The following is an 18,872-nucleotide window of genomic DNA, read 5'->3' as shown; positions in this document are numbered from 1 at the left end:
TATGGGATTTAGACTTAAAACATCAATGCAAACAAAAGAAATATTTGAAGATCTAGGTTCTAGAATGAATCTAAAGCCATTTGCACTTTGTAAACTTGCAATTTCAATGTCTTTGACTAATGATGAACCTATAGAAAATTATAAAGAAATAGATAATAATGGACTTGAACTTAATAGACAAACTATAACAGCTCAATATGATGTGTTGTTTAAGACTTTACTTGAACAGCATGCTGGGAAGCATTTAAGTGATGATGAGTACTTCCCTACTCATGCTAAACTTCATATAGATCGTGGTGCTGTTATGCTTAAAAATAGGTATAATTACTCTAGTAATTTAGAGCATTTTATTACTCAAGTTGTTCAAGGAGATATGAGTATATAGTTACAATAATATAAAAAGACATTACTTGAATATTCGAGTAATGTCTTTTTATATACTTTATTCACCATCTAGTGTAAATACTCTAATTGCTATATCTATATATAGATTTCTTCTTTCTATATATTCATCTTTTTCCCACTTAGGTAAATCTACTAATGTATTTGTTATTATCATCTTTTCTTTATCATATCCATAGTTTTTGCCAGATTTCTTTTCTTCAAAACTTTTATTACCTAATTTTCTATTATTATTATCCTCTAACAAAACTAAATTTCCAATCTTATTAACTATGCTATCTAAATAATCATCCTTATAATCTTCTCTAGCTTCTTGTGAATATATATGTTCTATCCATATATTATTATCATTTAAAACTGTTTTAGTTGGATTTTTTAATATATTAGAATTACCTTTATTATAATTGTAGTCATTATAGTAGCATTCTATAGTTGTTAAAAAATATTGAATTATTTTTTTATTACTTTTACTGTAAGTCAATTTTTTTCCATCTAATTTTATTTTAAAATCTTCTATACTACATCCTTGTTCTTTTAAAAGTTCCTTCATTTTTACTTCGAATTTTTTTAAATCTATGTTTTTGCTCTTTCTTATATCTTCTATAGTTTTATAGTATACATTGATTAAATTAGTAGACCTTTTTTCACATATAGTTATATATCTAAAAACAACACGCTCAATTATCTCTATTACCTTTATAAAATCATCTTCAGTTCCTTCATCATATACGGCAAGTAATAATGGTACACTCTTACTATATCCTAACCTACTTATTATTTGTTTTAATCTATTCTTATTCCAAGATGATGTTTTATCCGAATCATAAGGCCACTCACCATTTTTAATTTTTTCATATATATCATAAGTGTTTAAAATATTATCTATTCTTTTTGATACATCCATCTTGCTTATATTTTTTTCAAAAAATTTCCTTATGTATTTATTATGTATCTTTTTATCATTAGATGACACCTTTATATAGGATTCTATATATGCCTGCAAGTATTTATCACAATCATCTTTTTCAGCTAATTTATCCCAACTACTAGCTACTTTAGCAGAGTATTGACTTCCCTCTAACAATTGTAATGTATACGGTCTTAATAAGTCTACAATCCCTAAACTTCTCCCTCTATCATTTAATACTTGGAACATCGTATATGCAGAATCTTCATTTGTAGATATTATAGTAACAATATGCGTTTTTTTCATAAATGTATTAATCAAACTCATTAACTCTTCTATTTGTTCATTTCTATCTTCTATATTAATTATAGGCCTTATTAGTTCATCTTCTATAACATTCCATGCATCAACTATTTTCTTATGAGAAGTAATTTTTATATTTTCATATTTAAATGATCTAAATATATCTAAGTTTTCTTGTTCCTCTATTTCCACTTCCATTTCCATATCTTTTATATAATCATTTAATTTTATATTATATTTAGTAAGTTTTTCGTCTAAAAATTTTAATATCAAATCTTCTCTTAATTTATGTTTATCATACTTAAAATTAATATTTTTTGATAATTCGTTATATAAATCAATATATTTTATATTTTGTATTTCACTTATAACATTACTTCTTATTTTTTTATTTTCTGAGACTAATTCGTCTAACTCATCAAAATCTGTTAAAATTTCTTTTTCTTCTTCAATAGACTCTATTATAAGCTCTAAAATATTTAATATCTCTCTTTTATTTGATATTCTTATATATTCTTCAAAAAATGCTTTATCTGTATTTGATAACTCTAATTTATATACAGTTTTATTATTTAGTTCATTAAACTCAATGCACTGAGATAAGTCAGATATTTGCTCTCTTAATTGTTTTATTTGCTTTTTATACTTTGTCTTAACTTTATTATTTATCTCTAAGCTGTCAATAATCTCTTCACATAGATTTCTAAGTTGCGCTATTAACATTGTAAATGTAGTTATCCTTTGCTGACCATCTATTACATTCCTTATCTTTTCCTTTTCTGAATCTTTAATCATTATTACTGCTCCAAAAAAGTAATCTTCAGCCTTAGACTTATATGCATCATACAAGTCCTCACAAAAAGCCTTTACTTGTTCTTCCTTCCAACTATATGCTCTTTGATATTTAGGAATTCTATATTGTTCAACATCTGTATCTCTAAATAAATTCAGTATACTACCCGGTTTCGCTTCGAATGCCATTTTATTACTCCTTTATTTTTAATATTATAATTATTTATATCAATAAATTTATTTATCTAAAATTAAACATTAGATGATATTAAAAATAAATATCATCTAATTCCCTATAATCCAATTTTTAATATATATTTTGCAAGCAATAATTTGACCTAAATCATATTAATTGCATATTATACTAGATTAGCTCCCAGAATGCTCTATCCTTCATAAATATAGGTCTATCACTATCTCCCATCTTAACTAAACTATAATGCTTACTTAATCCTTTAATCTTAGTACATATAGTCTCTTGATCAGCTTTAGCTTGTGCATTGAATATATACTTAGCATCCTTAGTACTTATCTCTGCTACATTATGAACTATCCAAGTTAATATATAATCAGAATACTTATTCTCTCCTGTAGAGAAATGACTTAATAACTGAGTTGAAAGTATTGTACCTACTCCAAACTCTCTACCTTCTTTAAGTATTTTCTTCAACGTTTCAAAGTCTTTACTTAAGAAGTTATCAGCTTCATCAACTAATATCATCTTATTTAGCTGTCTTAGACTTCCATTCACTCCACTATGTCCATAAGATTGCATTTGTGAATAGAATAAATCTAATGTAATAGCTACTACTAAATTTTGAATATCTGGATCATACCCTGATAAATCTATTACTGTTACTCCATCTATTAATTCAAATAAACTCTTAGTATTTAATGGATCTGGTTCAAATATTTCAAAGTCTATTAAGTTACTAAAAGCTGCATATAAGCTATCTTCTTTTAAATCATCTCTATTTACATATATATCATATACATCTTTTAATGTTGGCGCTGGATTCTCCCATGTATCTGGTTTATGCTTTATTATACCTTTACTTTCATAAGCTTCCATTATTAAATCTCTTAATAATGTTTCTTGCTTAATTCCAAGTCCAAAAGCTTTTGCTAGTGTTACCTTTAAGCTATTTGCCGTATGAAGTGGTAACATTGGTTTAGAGTTAACAGCTTTTATAACTGATAGAGGGTTAAATGGTAAATGATATAACTCATATACGTTAGCATTTGTAGCTTCAATAAAATCAGTTTTAGATTTATTGTAATCCCCTTTGTAGTCAAATATTAATATTCCTACATCTTTTCCATCTACATTATTTTTAGATTCTCTATAAAGTTGAGTAATCATAGATTTTGTAAACTGAGTTTTACCCGTTCCCATAGTACCTATAATACCTGTGTTAGTATGGAATACTTTATCAGTATCATTTGGATACCATATTACTTCTTTATTATTCTTTTGATTAATTCCAAATAATATTTCCATATTTCTTTCTTTATCTTCAGCTTCAATATCATCTTCTTCAACTAAATGAGATGATATTGCTGTTTCTGGTAAATCTCTTGAATCTTGTGGTACTTTAACTTCGTATTCAAGTGTATCATCTGCTATTAAAGTTTTATCTACTAAAATTTCACCATCTTCATCAATTACTTTATCTTTTGGAGGTAATCCATCAGTATCTATATTTGTACCTTCAATCTTAATTGCTTCTACATGTTCTCCTATTTCTTCAACACTCTTAGTTATAAAATTAATTCCATCATCTTCTGACATTTCTATAACCATTACTTCATCTTCTATTCCTATATGAGTGTATGCCATTCCTTTTTTAAATGAAATTACAGACGCCTTACCTAAATAAGTTTCTATTGAATTACTTATTTCATATTCTTCATTAAGTAATTTTTTTCTTAAATCAGAATCAACAACGCTACTCCAATCCTCTTCAGTACAAACATTATATAAATTTAACTTTTCTGCACTTGTTATTACTAATTGCATTAAGAAGTTTCTATATACTTTTTGAGTACTGCTTAATTCCCCATTTTCATCTGGAAGTAATGTCTCATCAAACATAGATTTAGTAGCTTTAGCTTGTTCAATCCCTTTTTTTACATATGATGGATCATTTATTCCTATCTTAACTTCTACTGGATAATAGTGAACAAATACCCTATCATTTATTTCTTCTATACCAACAAATAATATATCATCACTACTTACTCCACCTTCAAAACCTAAGTTCTTAGCAGATAAGAAACCTTCACTTTGCTTTAATCCAGATCCTCCTGATACTCTTAGTATTTCTTCAAGTGATATAGGAATCCATATTATATTCTCATTTTTAAACTGAGCTAATCCTAATTTTATTGCTGATAATATGCTTATTTTTTCTTTTGGGAAATGTGACTTACTTGATAGTAATCTTAAAAGCCAATCTCCATTAATAGCATTAAACATATTTATTACTGATGGTGAGTATTCTTTTGCATTTTCTATACCTTTTTTGATTAAAAACTCTTCAATAACTCTTTGGTATGGTCCAGACTTTCTAGTCACTGTTATAGCATCATATCCTCCAGCTGTTGTATATTGATCACTATAATGTATTATTAGTAAGTCTTTTGCATCTGGATCATTCTTAAAGAAGTTTAAATCTACTTTAGGGTCTATAAAAGTAACCCAATGACTAGCATCATATATATCATCTAATGTTGTTTTATTTTTATTAGGTATTGATATTGCTTTACATTGATTACTATTAAATGGTTCTCCAGAAGATGCTGCATTTAAAGCATTTAGTTTTGTTGCTACATTCATGAGTATAGTTTCAGTATTAGTGTACTTAGTACCAAATCCAGTTCTATAAGAGTCCCCTAAAAATACAGACGGAACTCCTGATATACTTCCATTTAATATAACTCCCGATGGAATATCATCCATATTAGAAGTAATAGTTTTTACATCATTATTCATTTCTAAGAAAGTAATATGTGAGTACTCCATACCTTCTTCTAAATTCTTAGCATAAAAATGTACTTTTTCTCTATATAGATTTAATATATCTTCTTCTGACATACTATCTACTGATAAATCTAATTTATATATCTCTTTTAATGATTCTATATTTTCATTAAATGCTACTTCCTCAAAAGCATTAGTTATATTCTTATCAGAATATATAAATAAATCTATTGGTAATATTTCATCAACATTTTTGCTTTTAATCTTTTTGATATAGTATTTAAATATACCTTGTAATATTTCTTTACTATCACCTGTATTAATTAAATTAATTCTAATAGGTGCATTATTTGCCATTTCAAACATATATTTAAAATGTCCTATAAATTCTTCTATCTTTTCCGTAACTAATTTCGAAACGAAATCTCTTGAACTTTTGTATCTGGGTAAGTTTTCATCAACATAATACTTCCATTCAGGAGAATGATGTTGTTCCATTGGTATATATAGTTTATCATCTTCATCCATTATATATGGTAAAAGATATGTTGAAGTAAATTTCTTTAATACTTCTTCATCCATTTCTTCACAATCTATTCCATGGCTTAAATGTAACTGATATGCAATATTTAATGGATGTAGCGAAGTAAATATTAACTCTCTATCTTCTATATTTCTTTTTATTGTACCAATTCTAAATAAATTCTTTTGAGGTTTTGTAAGATAAGAACCTTCTTCTATTTTGTTTAATCCCTCTATATATGATTTTATAAAAGTTTTATATAATAATTTTAAATCATCATTTAAATATGCTAAACTTGGTAATTTCTTAGATCGTCTATAGTATTCTAATATATCTTTATATAGATTCTTTACGTGAGGATCTATGTCTATATCTAAAACTTCAAGACCTTCACTATTCTCCATAAAACATAGTCCATCCATATCTATAATCTGTTTTTCTATATTTAAGTTTCTTCTAAACTCATCTCTAGCAAAATACTCTTTTGTACCATGTTGAAGCTTATTATCACCTGTTAATCTAAAATCATAGCACTTTTCTCTTTTTAACTTCCAAACTTTAAATCCTTCAATTAGAGTGACTTTTTCACTAGTTCCAACCATTCCTAAAGGTACTATCTCATTTCCAATTTTTAAATTAAATCTAGCTAAATCACTATCATTTTCATACTCAAAGTTATCACTAATTTTAATAGTTAATCTTTCATCTTCTATTATATCTATTACATCATTGTTTGAATCTATTTCATAAGTTGTACTTTTGTCTACAAATTCATTGAATACTATACTTGATTCATTAGTATTAATTGATATATAACTATCTTTTTTCTTAATTATTAATGAATACCTAGATTTTATTGATTCAAAGTACTTAGGACTACATCTAAACATTACAATTTTGAATTCAAATTTAATATTGTCTACCTTATATATAACCTTATAGAAGTTTGACTTACCTTCTATATCTTTTATAGTAACTTTTAATTTATGTCCTGATGTTTTAGCTGCTGCTTCACCTTCAACTTTTTGTATATATTCATTTTTTAAACTTCTATCAAAGATAAATTCTAAATCAACTTCTTCTTTTTTATCTTCATTAAATACAATAATATTTCTGACTCTTGACTTAGCTTTAGAAGTTCCTTCTTCTTTATCCCATTCTTGAGAACTAGATTTGTATTCTAATGGTTTTGTTTCTTTCTTCTTTTCAACTGATTTTTGTACTACTTTATACTCTATCTCCATCCAATCTTTATTTTTTAATTTAGCAATTCCATTGTCATCAAAATATTTTTCCAACTGAGTTTCTGGATTTCCATAATTATGAATTTCATCAACTTTAGTAAAGTATGATGCATTATCTTTTATTCTCTTTTTTAGTTCTTTACCTTCAATATCACTAAGCTGTCCATCGTAAAAAAGTCCAAAATCTTTATATTGATATCTTTCTATATATCCTTTGTATAAAATATCAAGAACATCTTCATATTCAAATATAGAATTATTATCAGTAAATAAAGTATTCCTTTTTTTATCTAAGTCCATCTCTATAATAGCTTTATCAACTTCTGTAAATGAACCTATAGCTAGTTTTTTCTTTATATACTTTTGAATAGAATCTATATGAAAAGGCATCCCTTCTTTAGCAAATGATTCTGTTCCACCCATAATACTATCTAATGTAGTATTATGGATAAATAATATAGCTTTTCTCTCATATCCTTCTTCCATACCAACCATATTTCTAAGTCTAGTTAAAAAATCTGGCTGAACATTGTCCATTGTAGATGATACAATTAATGATACTTCATTAAATTTTAACTGATATGATTTATATTTAACCTCTCCACTTGGATCTGTATATTCATATTCTCTATATAAATTATTTTCTTGTAATTTCTCATACAAAGCCTTTACCTGTTCTTCTATTTCAAACTGAATATTGTACTTCGAACCAGGTACTAATGGATTTTGCTTAAAGAAATTAATTATCTTATTTGATAAATAATTATAAAACTGATTTGACATATTGCGCATCCCCACTATCTGATTTCTTTTCTAGTAAATTTAATTTTTCATATAATTGTATTATTTTCATCTTTGAGTCTCTGTCAAAGAATAATCCTCTTGATTCAAATTCTTTAAATAAAGTATTTAATTTAAGTTTTTCTTTATTATTAATACATATCTTTGTCATTAATATAATATCATCTTCTGTAAAGTTTAAATTATATCCTAACTGACCTCTTCTTTTAGAGAAATTCTTTTGAACAAACCATACAAACCAATTTTTGTATGCATCATTTGCTCTGCTTCTTTTAGAAATTTCAAATTGATATCTAACTACATTAAATAACTTATATACTGAGTTAAATCCATTAGATTCTGTCTCTTTATCTGTATATTTAAAGCCATCCCAGCTGATATCTTTAATTTGGTTTTTGTAAGACTCAATTAGTTCTTCTATCTGATCATTGATGTTCTCTTCATCAACTTCATTAAATAAATTAGATAGTTCTTTATATCCTAATTGCTCTTCTATTTCATTGTGATTTAACATTTCTAATACTATCACATGAGAAAATAATGAACCTGTGCTATTTTTTATTTTCTCCCACCCAAATTGGTATGCTATTCTAGTTTTTGATGTACGCTCCCAATCTAATGTATAGTATAATTTATCAGGTTTACTTAAATCTACATTTTCAAAGTTATTAAGCTTCATTACAAGTTGAGATACATAAAACATATAATAATATTCTAAAAATCTCTTTAATGAATCTTTATATAAATCTTCTTTTGAAAGAATAAATTTAAAATCTTTTATAAATTGCTCTTTAACAAAAGGTAAGTAGCAATTATATTCGCCTATATTAACTACTTTATCTTTTAACTCTGGTAATGATCTTAGTACTAATTTATAAAGTATATTATCTACATCTCTATCGTAATGTTTACTAACATCACCTTTTATACTTTCGTCAAATAAAACAGAGTATAAGAAGTTCGCTATCTTTTCATCGGAATTTGTTGATGATATATAATTTATAGTCTTTATATCAAAATCAACTAAGTTACCATTATCTATAAACATAGCTCTAACTATATCTTTGAATGACTCTCTAGACATATCACCTTCATATTCTCCAATTTGATCTGCTACTTCTTCAATAAAAGCTTCTACTTCAAATTCTCCATTAATCTTTTTATCTGATATAAGCCTAGAAAAAGCGCCTACAACCCCTGAAAACTCAGATACTAAAGTTTTTTCATTTGCTGCATATGGCAAAAGCTTATAGTTAACACCTTGTCTATGACCTAAACCTAATTCTCCATCTTTTACAATTTCTTTAAATTTAAATGTTTCTTTTATACCATCTAAATCTATATTAAAACTTTTTACTTCACACATATCTAAATCTCCATAAATCTATAAATTTCAAACTCATCATCGTATTCTAGTCTGAACTTTTTATTTTCATCTCTATTTTTTTCTGTAAAAATTAACTGACTATTTTGTGAACCTGCACTTTCAACTTTATTCATAAATTCTATAAACTTTATAAAATGATTTTTATCTTTTTTATTTGGTCTATATCCATTTCCAACTCTTATTAAAAGCTCATATAAAGGAAAATCAATATCTACTCCACAAGATTCATCTAATCCTTCACCTTTATATTTAATTTCTATTGTAGTTAAGAATTTATCTAACTTATTTTCTTTATTAATTGGTAAGTTAGTCGTATCAGCTTTTAATTCTAATTCTTCACTCACTTTGTATTTTATTTGATTCTTCCCAATAAATATATTAATTTGATTTTTATCAGCTTCACCGTTCCATTTTAATATACCTTGCTTTATATCTGAGTAAATCCCTTTTAACTTTGACTTATCTCCTTTGTTCCAGTAATAAACATATCTTATAAAGTCCTCATATATTTCATCATTAAGATTAAATATATCTCCTTTTCCACATAAGTAATAACTTCGGATAAATAGCTTTAGAAGTTCCTTCTTAATCTTTTTATCTACTTTGTCATTGAAATCAATGCTATTAAGTTTATTTATATATCCCTTTGGATAGTCTATATAATCATTAAAGAAATCCATAAGTTCTACCGAGTTATTAAATTTAATAATAAAATCATCAACTTCTTTATTTCTAACATTTAATGGATCTAAAGTATTTAATGCTTTAAATATAAATGATAATTCGCCATGATCAAATATTAAGTTTGGTGTTAATGAGTTTATATACTCCTCATTTTTAAGTCTTGCTATATCATTTTTAAACATTGGTGAATGTACATCTATATAAGTCCTAGCTATTAATAAATCATACATAAAGTTAAGTAGTGCCCTCGTTGATATAATAACTTTATTCTTTATAATACATTGAACAAGTAAATCTACTATAGCATCTTGTGTTTTTTCTTCACTAAGTAACTCATAGTTTGATTTTATAGGACACTTATCTTTATTTTTACAGTTTATACAGTTGTTTCGATAAGATTGATAAAAAACATTTATTTCTGATTTATCAGTAATCTTCTTTAAAAGTGATTTAATATATTCAGATTCTACTTTTTCATCTTTTAGTGTATATAAACTATAATCACTAAAGTTGACAAACTGAATGTTAGTGTCATTATTAAAGCTATTGTCAGCTATGCTTGTTTCTAATATTTTCTTATCATTAACAAATTGTCTTAATTTTGCGAAATTTTCACCATATTCAGAATCTATAAAATTATTTAAAGTGCCTAAGTTTATTGCTAATATTATCTTTTGGTTACTTGACTCTATCTTTTCATCAGTGAAATTTTCTAATAAGTCATTTAATGTATCCATAGATGTTTTATTAGGTTCTAAACTTTCAGTAGCATCATTATGTAATGTAAATTTCTTCATTATATCTGGATATCTATTTTTAAAGTATGAAATAATATGTGATTTACCGTCTCCAACACTACCACATACTAGGATTAATTGTGAATTATCTTGCTTTTCTGCTTCTAATATAATTTGTTCTAATTCTCTTTGTGCATTTCTATCAATATGCATGTATTTTTTAAATTCTGTAAATAAATTTAATCCTTCTACCGCTTCTCTTGATGATTCTTTAAGTCTAGATAATTCTTCTATAAGACATTCACTGCTTCTAGTTATAGCTATCTCCTCTTCAATTTGATTATTATCATTTTCAAAATTCTCTTTTGGTAATTCCTTATCTTCTATCTTTTCCACTTCATCTTCTTTATTCTTATTACTGTTTATAAAATCTTCAAACTTTCCCATTAATTTCATTAACATACTAGAGTTATTACTATCTTCAGTACTAGTTACAGGTTTTGGATTTTTATAAATTGGTGTTTTGAAATTATAATCTATGTATGTTTCAATAAACCACCCTGTAACTTTATATATATTTTTATGTACTTTTAATGCAAACACTATTTCTTCTTCAACTTCTTCATGCGCTGCTTGATTTCCGATTTTTCTTATTTCAAAGAAATAGTTATCTAATTCTTCATCTATAATATGATTTCTCTTTAACTCTGTTAATCTTTGTGCTAGATTTAAATCATTCAAGTTTTCCATTTTTTCTAACTTAGCTATTTCTTTGCTTAATTGTTCAATAAACACTCTTGATTTTACTATTACACTATGAGGTGATGTAAATACAAGGTTATTTATATCTACACTAAGACTATATAGTTCGCTATAATCTTTTTCTAAAAACTTATAAATATCTATACTCACTCCGTTACTTCCTTCCAATAATAATTTATAATCTATTTATCAATATATTTTATTAAATGCGCTTATCTATTATTTTTTTAGTAAAAATTAATTATATATAAATACACTATTTATATTATAATGTGTATTTATATATTTGAGATCCCTTAAAACAAGATAAACAGCATGTATCTCTATATTTTTTGTCATTATTAGATAGATAAATTTATATACATTTTTATTATATAATCTATTTACGTTTTATTTTGTCGAATCTTGTTGTTCCCTATTTATAAATTTTAATATATGTACTTGTAAATTGTTCAATAGCTTAGACAAATCTGTTAGTTGGTATGAATCAACTTATATTAGAAAAAATATATCTAATTATATTATGTTAAAACGATAACTTATTGCTAAAAAATAAGTTGCTTTTTTATAAAATATAAATCTCTACTTATTTTTATCTTTAATGTTATCTCTAACATATTCACCTACTTTATTTTTAGGTACTGAAGTTAATCCAATTTTATGACCACTTGAATATATAACAATATTTATTTAATTCATTATATGAAAATAAATTTATAAACAAAAAATAGTGTATATAAATACACTAAATAACTATATAAATTAATTTTTATTACATTTTATAACTCCAAGAATACTCCCTATAATTCTAGCTTCACGTAAACTTACTACTATAGGGTCATAATTCTTATTTTCCGGTATCAGTATTAACTTATTCTCCCTGTACATCAAACCTTTTAAAATAATGCTTTTTTACTAACATTATTATCTTTTCTTATGACAACATAATCTCCATCATCAATACCTGCATCAATCATATTGTTTAAACATAAATAAATCCTTATCCCTCTTTACAACACCCCTTGTTATATATCTAACATAAAAAGTGTGTGCCTCCATTTTAGATGATAATATTTAATATCTTAATTATTACTAATCATGGAAAATACACACTTTTTTATACTCTATAATTCTTTCTTTTTCTTAGATTTAAAATACCCAAATCCAAATACTCCAGCTACTACTACACCTGCACCTACTGCCAATTTCTCTGTGCTGTCTTTTTTAGCATCTGCTTTCCCCTTCAAATTGTATTTAGAGTATATATCTTCTACATCACCCATACCTTCTGGAACTTTATAAGAACCATCGTATCCATCATTATATGCTGTATCTTTAAGTTTTTTTAAATTTTCAACTCCCGATTCATACCCTTCTTTATACCAATTGTTATACTTTTCCTTATCATAATTTGCTGACTTGTATTCCTTTTGAGTAAATGCAAATTTATATCCATTTTCCTTATAGTGATTTAATAGTTCTTCTTGACCCTTGTTAAAATTTTCTATGTATACTTCTCTAAACTCTTCTTCTATAGTATTAATATCAAAATTATCTATATCCTTTTTCCCATTTTCTAGTCCTAAATTAGTATACTCATTTGATTTTTTCTCTTTGTATTCAGACATACCTGTACTATATCCTAAAACGAATGATTGCTGTAATACTTCATTTTCATATAATTTAGACTCTGAATTCTCACCTTTAATACCTATATCATACCCCTTTTTGTTTGCTAACTCTTTTTCACTGTTTAGATTTTTTTCTCCTATATAAAAGCCTTCATTATATTTTTCTTCATATAAATCAGTATAACTACCTGAATAATCTATATACTGTGTATTACCTTTATATCCATCTTCATATCCTGCATTATATGCTTTAGTTTTAACATCTTGTTTTATCTTCTCTTCATTATTTACACTAGATACTGAACTACTAGATTTACTACTATTATTTGAACTGCTACTGCTAGAACTATTATTGCTGGAGCCATTATATGGACATCCGTTTGTATGTAAATGTGCTGGGTGTCCACCACAATGATAGTGGTAGCTTCCTAATCCTGATTTATTTTTGTTGTCCTTATGACCTCCACTTGAATCAGTTCTACCTGAATGAGCATCTACTGATATAGCACTTATCATAAATATTGCAGATGCTAACGATATTAATTTTTTTGATTTCATGTTTTTCCTCATTGTATCCTCCTAATTTGTAGTCATTAGAAGTATATCATCATTTTTTCGCATTTTTTGTCAAATTTTGTATATTTTGTTTTATTTTCAAATTATTTTTCACTAACTTAATTTTTATAAAATAAAACACGTAAAGAAATTAATATCAGGTTAAGCATAACTCTATCTGTATTTTTAACAACAGTTGTTTAGTCCATTACATGAGAATCATTATATAAATACAAAAAAATAGTGTATATAAATACACTAAATAACTATATAAATTAAATTGTATTACATTTTATAACTCCAAGAGCACTCCCTATAATTCTAGCTTCATGTACATTTACCACTATAGTTTCATAATTCTTATTTTCAGGTATCAGTATTAACTTATTCCCCTGTACATCAAACCTTTTAAGAGTAGCATGTCCATCTACTTCTACAGCAACAATACTTTTTTTGCTAACATTATTATCTTTTCTTATAACAACATAATCCCCATCATCAATACCTGCATCAATCATACTGTCTCCCTTTACTTTAAGCATAAATAAATCTTTATCCCTTTTTATAACGTCCCTTGGAATATAGAAATATTCGTCATACTCTTCATTCATATATATTGGAGAACCTGCTGATATTTCACTTAATAAAGGTAATTTTAATGAATCAACTTCTTCTCCACTATCTGATGATATTACACATTGATTAAGTGACCAATCTTTTTCAAATAAGTACTCTCTCCCATTATCTATTCCTACATACTTATACTTTTCTATACAATCATATATATTAACAGGGGCATTATATTTAATTTCCTTTTTACTTTCACAAATATCAAATGTTAATTGCTCTTGGTTTAATTTATCTTTTTTATCTTTTTTAGTTTTATTATTCATAAATTCACCTTTTCTTTATTTTAAAATTAACACTATCTTAGTTATAATTATACAAAAGAATCTGATTTATATAAATAAAAATTATGCATTAAATCTATCAATTTTTACATAAAAAATGAGTAGCGGTTTATAAAATATAAATTGCTACTCATTTTTAGTATTATCTATTTCTTATATATAGTCTAAATCCTTAATATTAATTATTAATAAATTTCGCGTCTCCAAGTACGCCCCAATCTCCTGAATTCCCATTTCCACCATTATTTACAACTATCTTTAATTTTGATTCATTAGTTATATTAAAGGAAATATCTTTTTTAGGAGTATTAAAATTCATAACATCTGTACTTGCAACTAATTTATCGTCTAAATAAAATTCGTACTTTAAAGAGCTTGAATTTTTAGCACTACTATTTTCATTTTGTAATACTCCTACAGAAGTTTCAAATTTATTATATCCTTTATCTTTTAAATCAATTACTATTTCCCCATTAGCATGGATACCTACTCCTTTATCATAGGTAATTTTATTATTATCATCTACTTTTAATATTAATTTAGTTGCACCATCGTGTGCTATATCTCTTCTAATAGTACCATAAGAAGTTGTTGCTTTTTCCCAAGATATATCTGATAAATATGTTACATCTTTATCTGAATCATTATTGATTGATAAATAATAATCTGTTAAATCTTTATGAACTATATTTCCATCTGCTTCATAAAGTATACTTAATTTATCATTATTAAAAGATAAAGAAGAGTATCCTCCACCCTCTTTATTACCATTTTCAGGATAAGGAACACCTAATTCCTTAACACCCTTAGATAAATCATCAAAATCAATCATATAAACAGTTATATTATCTCTAACATATTGACCTACAGTATTTTTAGGTGCTGAAATTAATCCAATTCTATGACCATCTTTAGCAGTAACTTTAATAAATGATCCTTGGCAACCTGCTCCTGAACCAGTTGAAATTTTACGATGTAAAGGCTCATAAGTTTGCCATGTATTTCCTAAATCATGAGATATGTATGCTGATCTATATCCAGTTGAATCATGTCTTGTACTCATGATTAAAGCTCCATCTAATTCAATTACCATATTCTCAGAAGTTCTTGAATTAGGTACTTTATTTCCCATAGTCCATGTTTCACCATTATCTTTTGAATATATAATAGTTGAATAATAATTGTTAGTATTATTTTCTCTTAATGCAATTTGCGCTGGCATAACTATTGTTCCATCAGGCATTGTAATACCAGATCCAACACCACCTAACCAGCCAATTGTATTACTTGGTTGATTTTTTATTCTTTCAGTGTTTGTTGTTAAATCTATTTTATCAGACCATGTTAATCCATTATCATCAGAATAAGTCATTTGAACAGACCAATCACTTCTTAATGAAGTTGTGCTACTTGCCCAGTTACCATTTTTATTCCATGATCCTGCAATTAATATAATTCTACCTGTATCTGTAACGACTGTTGTTGAATCCATTACACGAGAAAAAGTTGAATTAACACGGTCATTTTCCATTACTGTTTTATAGTCCCATGTTTTTCCACCATCAGTACTTCTAGCAGCTCCAATATCAATAAATGCATGATCTGCTGCTCCATTATAGCGAATATCTGAAAATGCTAACATAGTTCCGTCTGATAACGTTTGCCCGCTGGGTATTCTAAAATATTTTGCATTCCATGAATTATTACTTCTATCAAATACAGTTGTTTGTTGAGGTTGATTACTTGTGTTTAAATTACTTGCAAATACACCACTGATATTACATACTGCTAAAACAATTGACATACTTAGAATTTTAAAGCTTTTGATAATTTTTTTCATTTTTATCCCCCTTTAATTAATTCTGTTGCAAAATTGCACCTATTTATGAAAAATTATACCATTTTTTTCCAACCAAGTATAGTATTTTATAATTTTTATTTATATAATTTTTTTTATATTTATAATAAATTGAAAATTCTATTAAAGCTAATTTATAAAATAAAAAAACACCTTAAACATTAAGGTGTTTATATAATACATATTTAGTTAAAATAGTTACTATTCAAAATCATCAATATCTTCGCTATCACTATTATTTCGATTTTTCTTTATTATTTTAGAAATTATTATATTAATCTCTATCAGTACAGCAGTAATTACAGCTAATCCATAGTAACCAAGACCGATAGTGACACCTATAGCTGCCAAACTAAAAATAATACTTGCCGTTGTTAAACCTCTTACAAGTTTTTCATTTTCATTTCTTTGAGTAAATATAACTCCACCACCGATAAAACCTATAGAGCTAATTATTGTTGATATAAGTCTTGATGGATCTGCTTCATTTCCTATTCCATAGGCTGATAGTACAGTCAATAATGTACATCCAACAGTTAGTGTTGACAATGTACCAAATCCAACTATTCCTTCACCTCTATTTGATCTTTCAATTCCTATTCCCCCACCAATAATAGCTGCTAGTATCAATTTTGGTATATGTTCTTGTAATAATATTAATTCTTCCATTTATATCTCCCTTTCTTATTATGTAAAATTTTATCATGCACAGTATATACCCTAATTTTATTTTCAGATTAATTTTGATATTTATATTAATTATATTACATATTTATCAATATCTAAACATCTAGTATAATTAAATCTAGAAAGATAACTATGGGGTGAATTAAATGAAGAAAAAAATCAAGGTCGTTGCGGCTGTCATAGAAAATGAAAATAATGAGATACTATGTGCTTTAAGGTCTCCTAAAATGTCAATTCCAAATCAATGGGAGTTTCCTGGTGGTAAAGTAGAAGAAAATGAGTCTCTACAAGAAGCAATAGAAAGAGAAATCCAAGAAGAGCTAAAATGTGATATAAAAGCTTTAGATGTTTATCATAACAACACACATGAATATGATACATTTATAGTAAACCTTACAAGTTTAAGATGTAAACTAATAAAAGGAACTCCTATAAATGAAGAACACTCTAAACTTGTATGGCTAAAAAGAGAAAATTTAGATTCGCTAAAGTGGGCTCCCGCTGATGTACCTACTGTACATGAATTAATAAAAGAAATATAAAAAATCTTAAGTTTTTAAATATAAAATAATAAATACAGGATAAATAGCTAAGTATATCACTATTTATCCTGTATTTTTATATAAACAATCTATACTTAAAAACTTTATTCATCAACAAACTTTGCTAACTCTTCATTAAATTTATCTTTTTGATCATAAAATGATGCATGACCACTGAAATTAAATGGCATAAGCTTTGAATTTTTAATACCTTTATGTTGTATTTGACCAAGTTCAAATGGAACAACCTTATCATGAATACCATGAATAATTAAAGTTGGAACATTTATTGTTCCTAAATCATAAAACAATACTTCATTTATCCAAGTGTTTGCAATAGCCGCAGTTGACCATCCAGCTGCCTGTAATCCTAATTGGAAGAACCAATCAGAGAATGGACCTGTTATATGCTGATAAAAAAATATATTTCCAAAATCCTGAAGCATTTTAGGTCTGTCTGTATGTGTTCCTTCTATAATTTGTAAAACTGTTTCTTTCTCCAATCCATAAGGAAAATTAGAACGCTTTATCAAGCTTGGCGCAGCAGCTGCAAAAAGAGCAAGCTTTGATACACCATGGCTATTATGTCTAGCCATATATCTAATAGCTATTGCTCCTCCAGTTGAATGCCCTGCTAATGTAATATCTTGTAATCCTAATGCATCAATTACATATCTAACATCATCTGACAATGTGTTATAATCATATCCGTCCCATGGTTTATCTGATTTTCCAAACCCTCTTATATCTATTCCTATACATCTATATCCCATACTTGGAAGTTCATTAAACTGATATTCAAATAATTTATGGCTTCCAGGCCAACCATGGATAAATAGTATTGTCTTTTTTCCTTCTGGATTAAGATCCTCTACATATATTTTTACATTTGTCGCAACCTTAACATAATATCCCATCTATAACCTCCAATATTTAAATAATTATACTAATAAATTATTCGATTAGATAATAATTTATGAATAATTAAGTATTTTTAAATACTGGATTATTTAGCCTCCAACAAATCATTCAGTAAAATGTATGGTTTTATTTTCTAAATCTAAAACCTTACTCTGCGTTCTCTATTTTATATATTATGTGAGATATAGTAATAAACCATGCAAATAGAAATATTACAATAAAAATTATTGCAATAAACCTAT

The 18,872-nt window shown here is 26.3% G+C and carries 11 protein-coding genes; 2 read left to right on the top strand and 9 right to left on the bottom strand.

Features of this window, described 5'->3' with window-relative positions; translation table 11 throughout:
- Window position 1 precedes the first annotated feature (1 nt).
- Window positions 2-385 (top strand): DndE family protein, encoded by a 384-nt coding sequence (locus JNUCC81_RS07715; protein ID WP_454096054.1) that lies wholly within the window; start codon window positions 2-4, stop codon window positions 383-385.
- 57 nt (window positions 386-442) lie between these two features.
- On the opposite strand, the gene JNUCC81_RS07710 is transcribed toward JNUCC81_RS07715, so the two are convergent.
- From JNUCC81_RS07710 to JNUCC81_RS07675, 8 genes are all read right to left on the bottom strand, one after another.
- A complete protein-coding gene (locus JNUCC81_RS07710; RefSeq protein WP_454096053.1) occupies window positions 443-2,593 on the bottom strand; it encodes a DUF262 domain-containing protein in 2,151 nt (716 codons plus the stop codon).
- A gap of 175 nt (window positions 2,594-2,768) precedes the next feature.
- On the bottom strand, window positions 2,769-7,937 hold the full coding sequence (gene dptH, locus JNUCC81_RS07705) for a DNA phosphorothioation-dependent restriction protein DptH (RefSeq protein WP_454096052.1): 5,169 nt from the start codon (window positions 7,935-7,937) through the stop codon (window positions 2,769-2,771).
- Window positions 7,918-9,321: a DNA phosphorothioation-dependent restriction protein DptG gene (gene dptG, locus JNUCC81_RS07700; protein ID WP_454096051.1), complete on the bottom strand. Its 1,404-nt coding sequence runs from the start codon at window positions 9,319-9,321 to the stop codon at window positions 7,918-7,920. Before dptG ends, dptH begins: the two co-directional genes overlap by 20 nt.
- Before the next feature lie 2 nt (window positions 9,322-9,323).
- A complete protein-coding gene (dptF, locus tag JNUCC81_RS07695) occupies window positions 9,324-11,675 on the bottom strand; it encodes a DNA phosphorothioation-dependent restriction protein DptF (RefSeq protein ID WP_454096050.1) in 2,352 nt (783 codons plus the stop codon).
- A gap of 974 nt (window positions 11,676-12,649) precedes the next feature.
- Window positions 12,650-13,726, bottom strand: coding sequence for a YHYH domain-containing protein (locus tag JNUCC81_RS07690; RefSeq protein ID WP_454096049.1), 1,077 nt, complete (start codon window positions 13,724-13,726; stop codon window positions 12,650-12,652).
- Window positions 13,727-13,986: 260 nt separating this feature from the next.
- A complete protein-coding gene (gene lexA / locus JNUCC81_RS07685; protein ID WP_454096048.1) occupies window positions 13,987-14,604 on the bottom strand; it encodes a transcriptional repressor LexA in 618 nt (205 codons plus the stop codon).
- Window positions 14,605-14,800: 196 nt separating this feature from the next.
- Complete coding sequence (locus tag JNUCC81_RS07680; protein WP_454096047.1) at window positions 14,801-16,462, bottom strand: NPCBM/NEW2 domain-containing protein; 1,662 nt, start codon at window positions 16,460-16,462, stop codon at window positions 14,801-14,803.
- Between the two features lie 219 nt (window positions 16,463-16,681).
- Window positions 16,682-17,149, bottom strand: coding sequence for an MgtC/SapB family protein (locus JNUCC81_RS07675; protein WP_454096046.1), 468 nt, complete (start codon window positions 17,147-17,149; stop codon window positions 16,682-16,684).
- 164 nt (window positions 17,150-17,313) lie between these two features.
- Between JNUCC81_RS07675 and JNUCC81_RS07670 the strand changes: the two genes are divergently transcribed.
- A complete protein-coding gene (locus tag JNUCC81_RS07670; protein ID WP_454096045.1) occupies window positions 17,314-17,709 on the top strand; it encodes a (deoxy)nucleoside triphosphate pyrophosphohydrolase in 396 nt (131 codons plus the stop codon).
- Window positions 17,710-17,813: 104 nt separating this feature from the next.
- Here the strand turns inward: JNUCC81_RS07670 and JNUCC81_RS07665 are convergent, their stop codons facing one another.
- A complete protein-coding gene (locus JNUCC81_RS07665) occupies window positions 17,814-18,626 on the bottom strand; it encodes an alpha/beta fold hydrolase (RefSeq protein WP_454096044.1) in 813 nt (270 codons plus the stop codon).
- Window positions 18,627-18,872 lie beyond the last annotated feature (246 nt).

Source organism: Faecalimicrobium sp. JNUCC 81 (genome assembly GCF_053667625.1).
This window is presented reverse-complemented; position numbering and strand designations above follow the sequence as displayed.

Excerpts from the sequence above, each read along its gene's own strand:
- JNUCC81_RS07715 (WP_454096054.1), top strand. The coding sequence starts at position 2 with ATGGGATTTAGACTTAAAACATCAATGCAAACAAAAGAAATATTTGAA.
- JNUCC81_RS07710 (WP_454096053.1), bottom strand. The coding sequence starts at position 2,593 with ATGGCATTCGAAGCGAAACCGGGTAGTATACTGAATTTATTTAGAGAT.
- dptH (WP_454096052.1), bottom strand. The coding sequence starts at position 7,937 with ATGTCAAATCAGTTTTATAATTATTTATCAAATAAGATAATTAATTTC.
- dptG (WP_454096051.1), bottom strand. The coding sequence starts at position 9,321 with ATGTGTGAAGTAAAAAGTTTTAATATAGATTTAGATGGTATAAAAGAA.
- JNUCC81_RS07690 (WP_454096049.1), bottom strand. The coding sequence starts at position 13,726 with ATGAGGAAAAACATGAAATCAAAAAAATTAATATCGTTAGCATCTGCA.
- lexA (WP_454096048.1), bottom strand. The coding sequence starts at position 14,604 with ATGAATAATAAAACTAAAAAAGATAAAAAAGATAAATTAAACCAAGAG.
- JNUCC81_RS07680 (WP_454096047.1), bottom strand. The coding sequence starts at position 16,462 with ATGAAAAAAATTATCAAAAGCTTTAAAATTCTAAGTATGTCAATTGTT.
- JNUCC81_RS07675 (WP_454096046.1), bottom strand. The coding sequence starts at position 17,149 with ATGGAAGAATTAATATTATTACAAGAACATATACCAAAATTGATACTA.
- JNUCC81_RS07670 (WP_454096045.1), top strand. The coding sequence starts at position 17,314 with ATGAAGAAAAAAATCAAGGTCGTTGCGGCTGTCATAGAAAATGAAAAT.
- JNUCC81_RS07665 (WP_454096044.1), bottom strand. The coding sequence starts at position 18,626 with ATGGGATATTATGTTAAGGTTGCGACAAATGTAAAAATATATGTAGAG.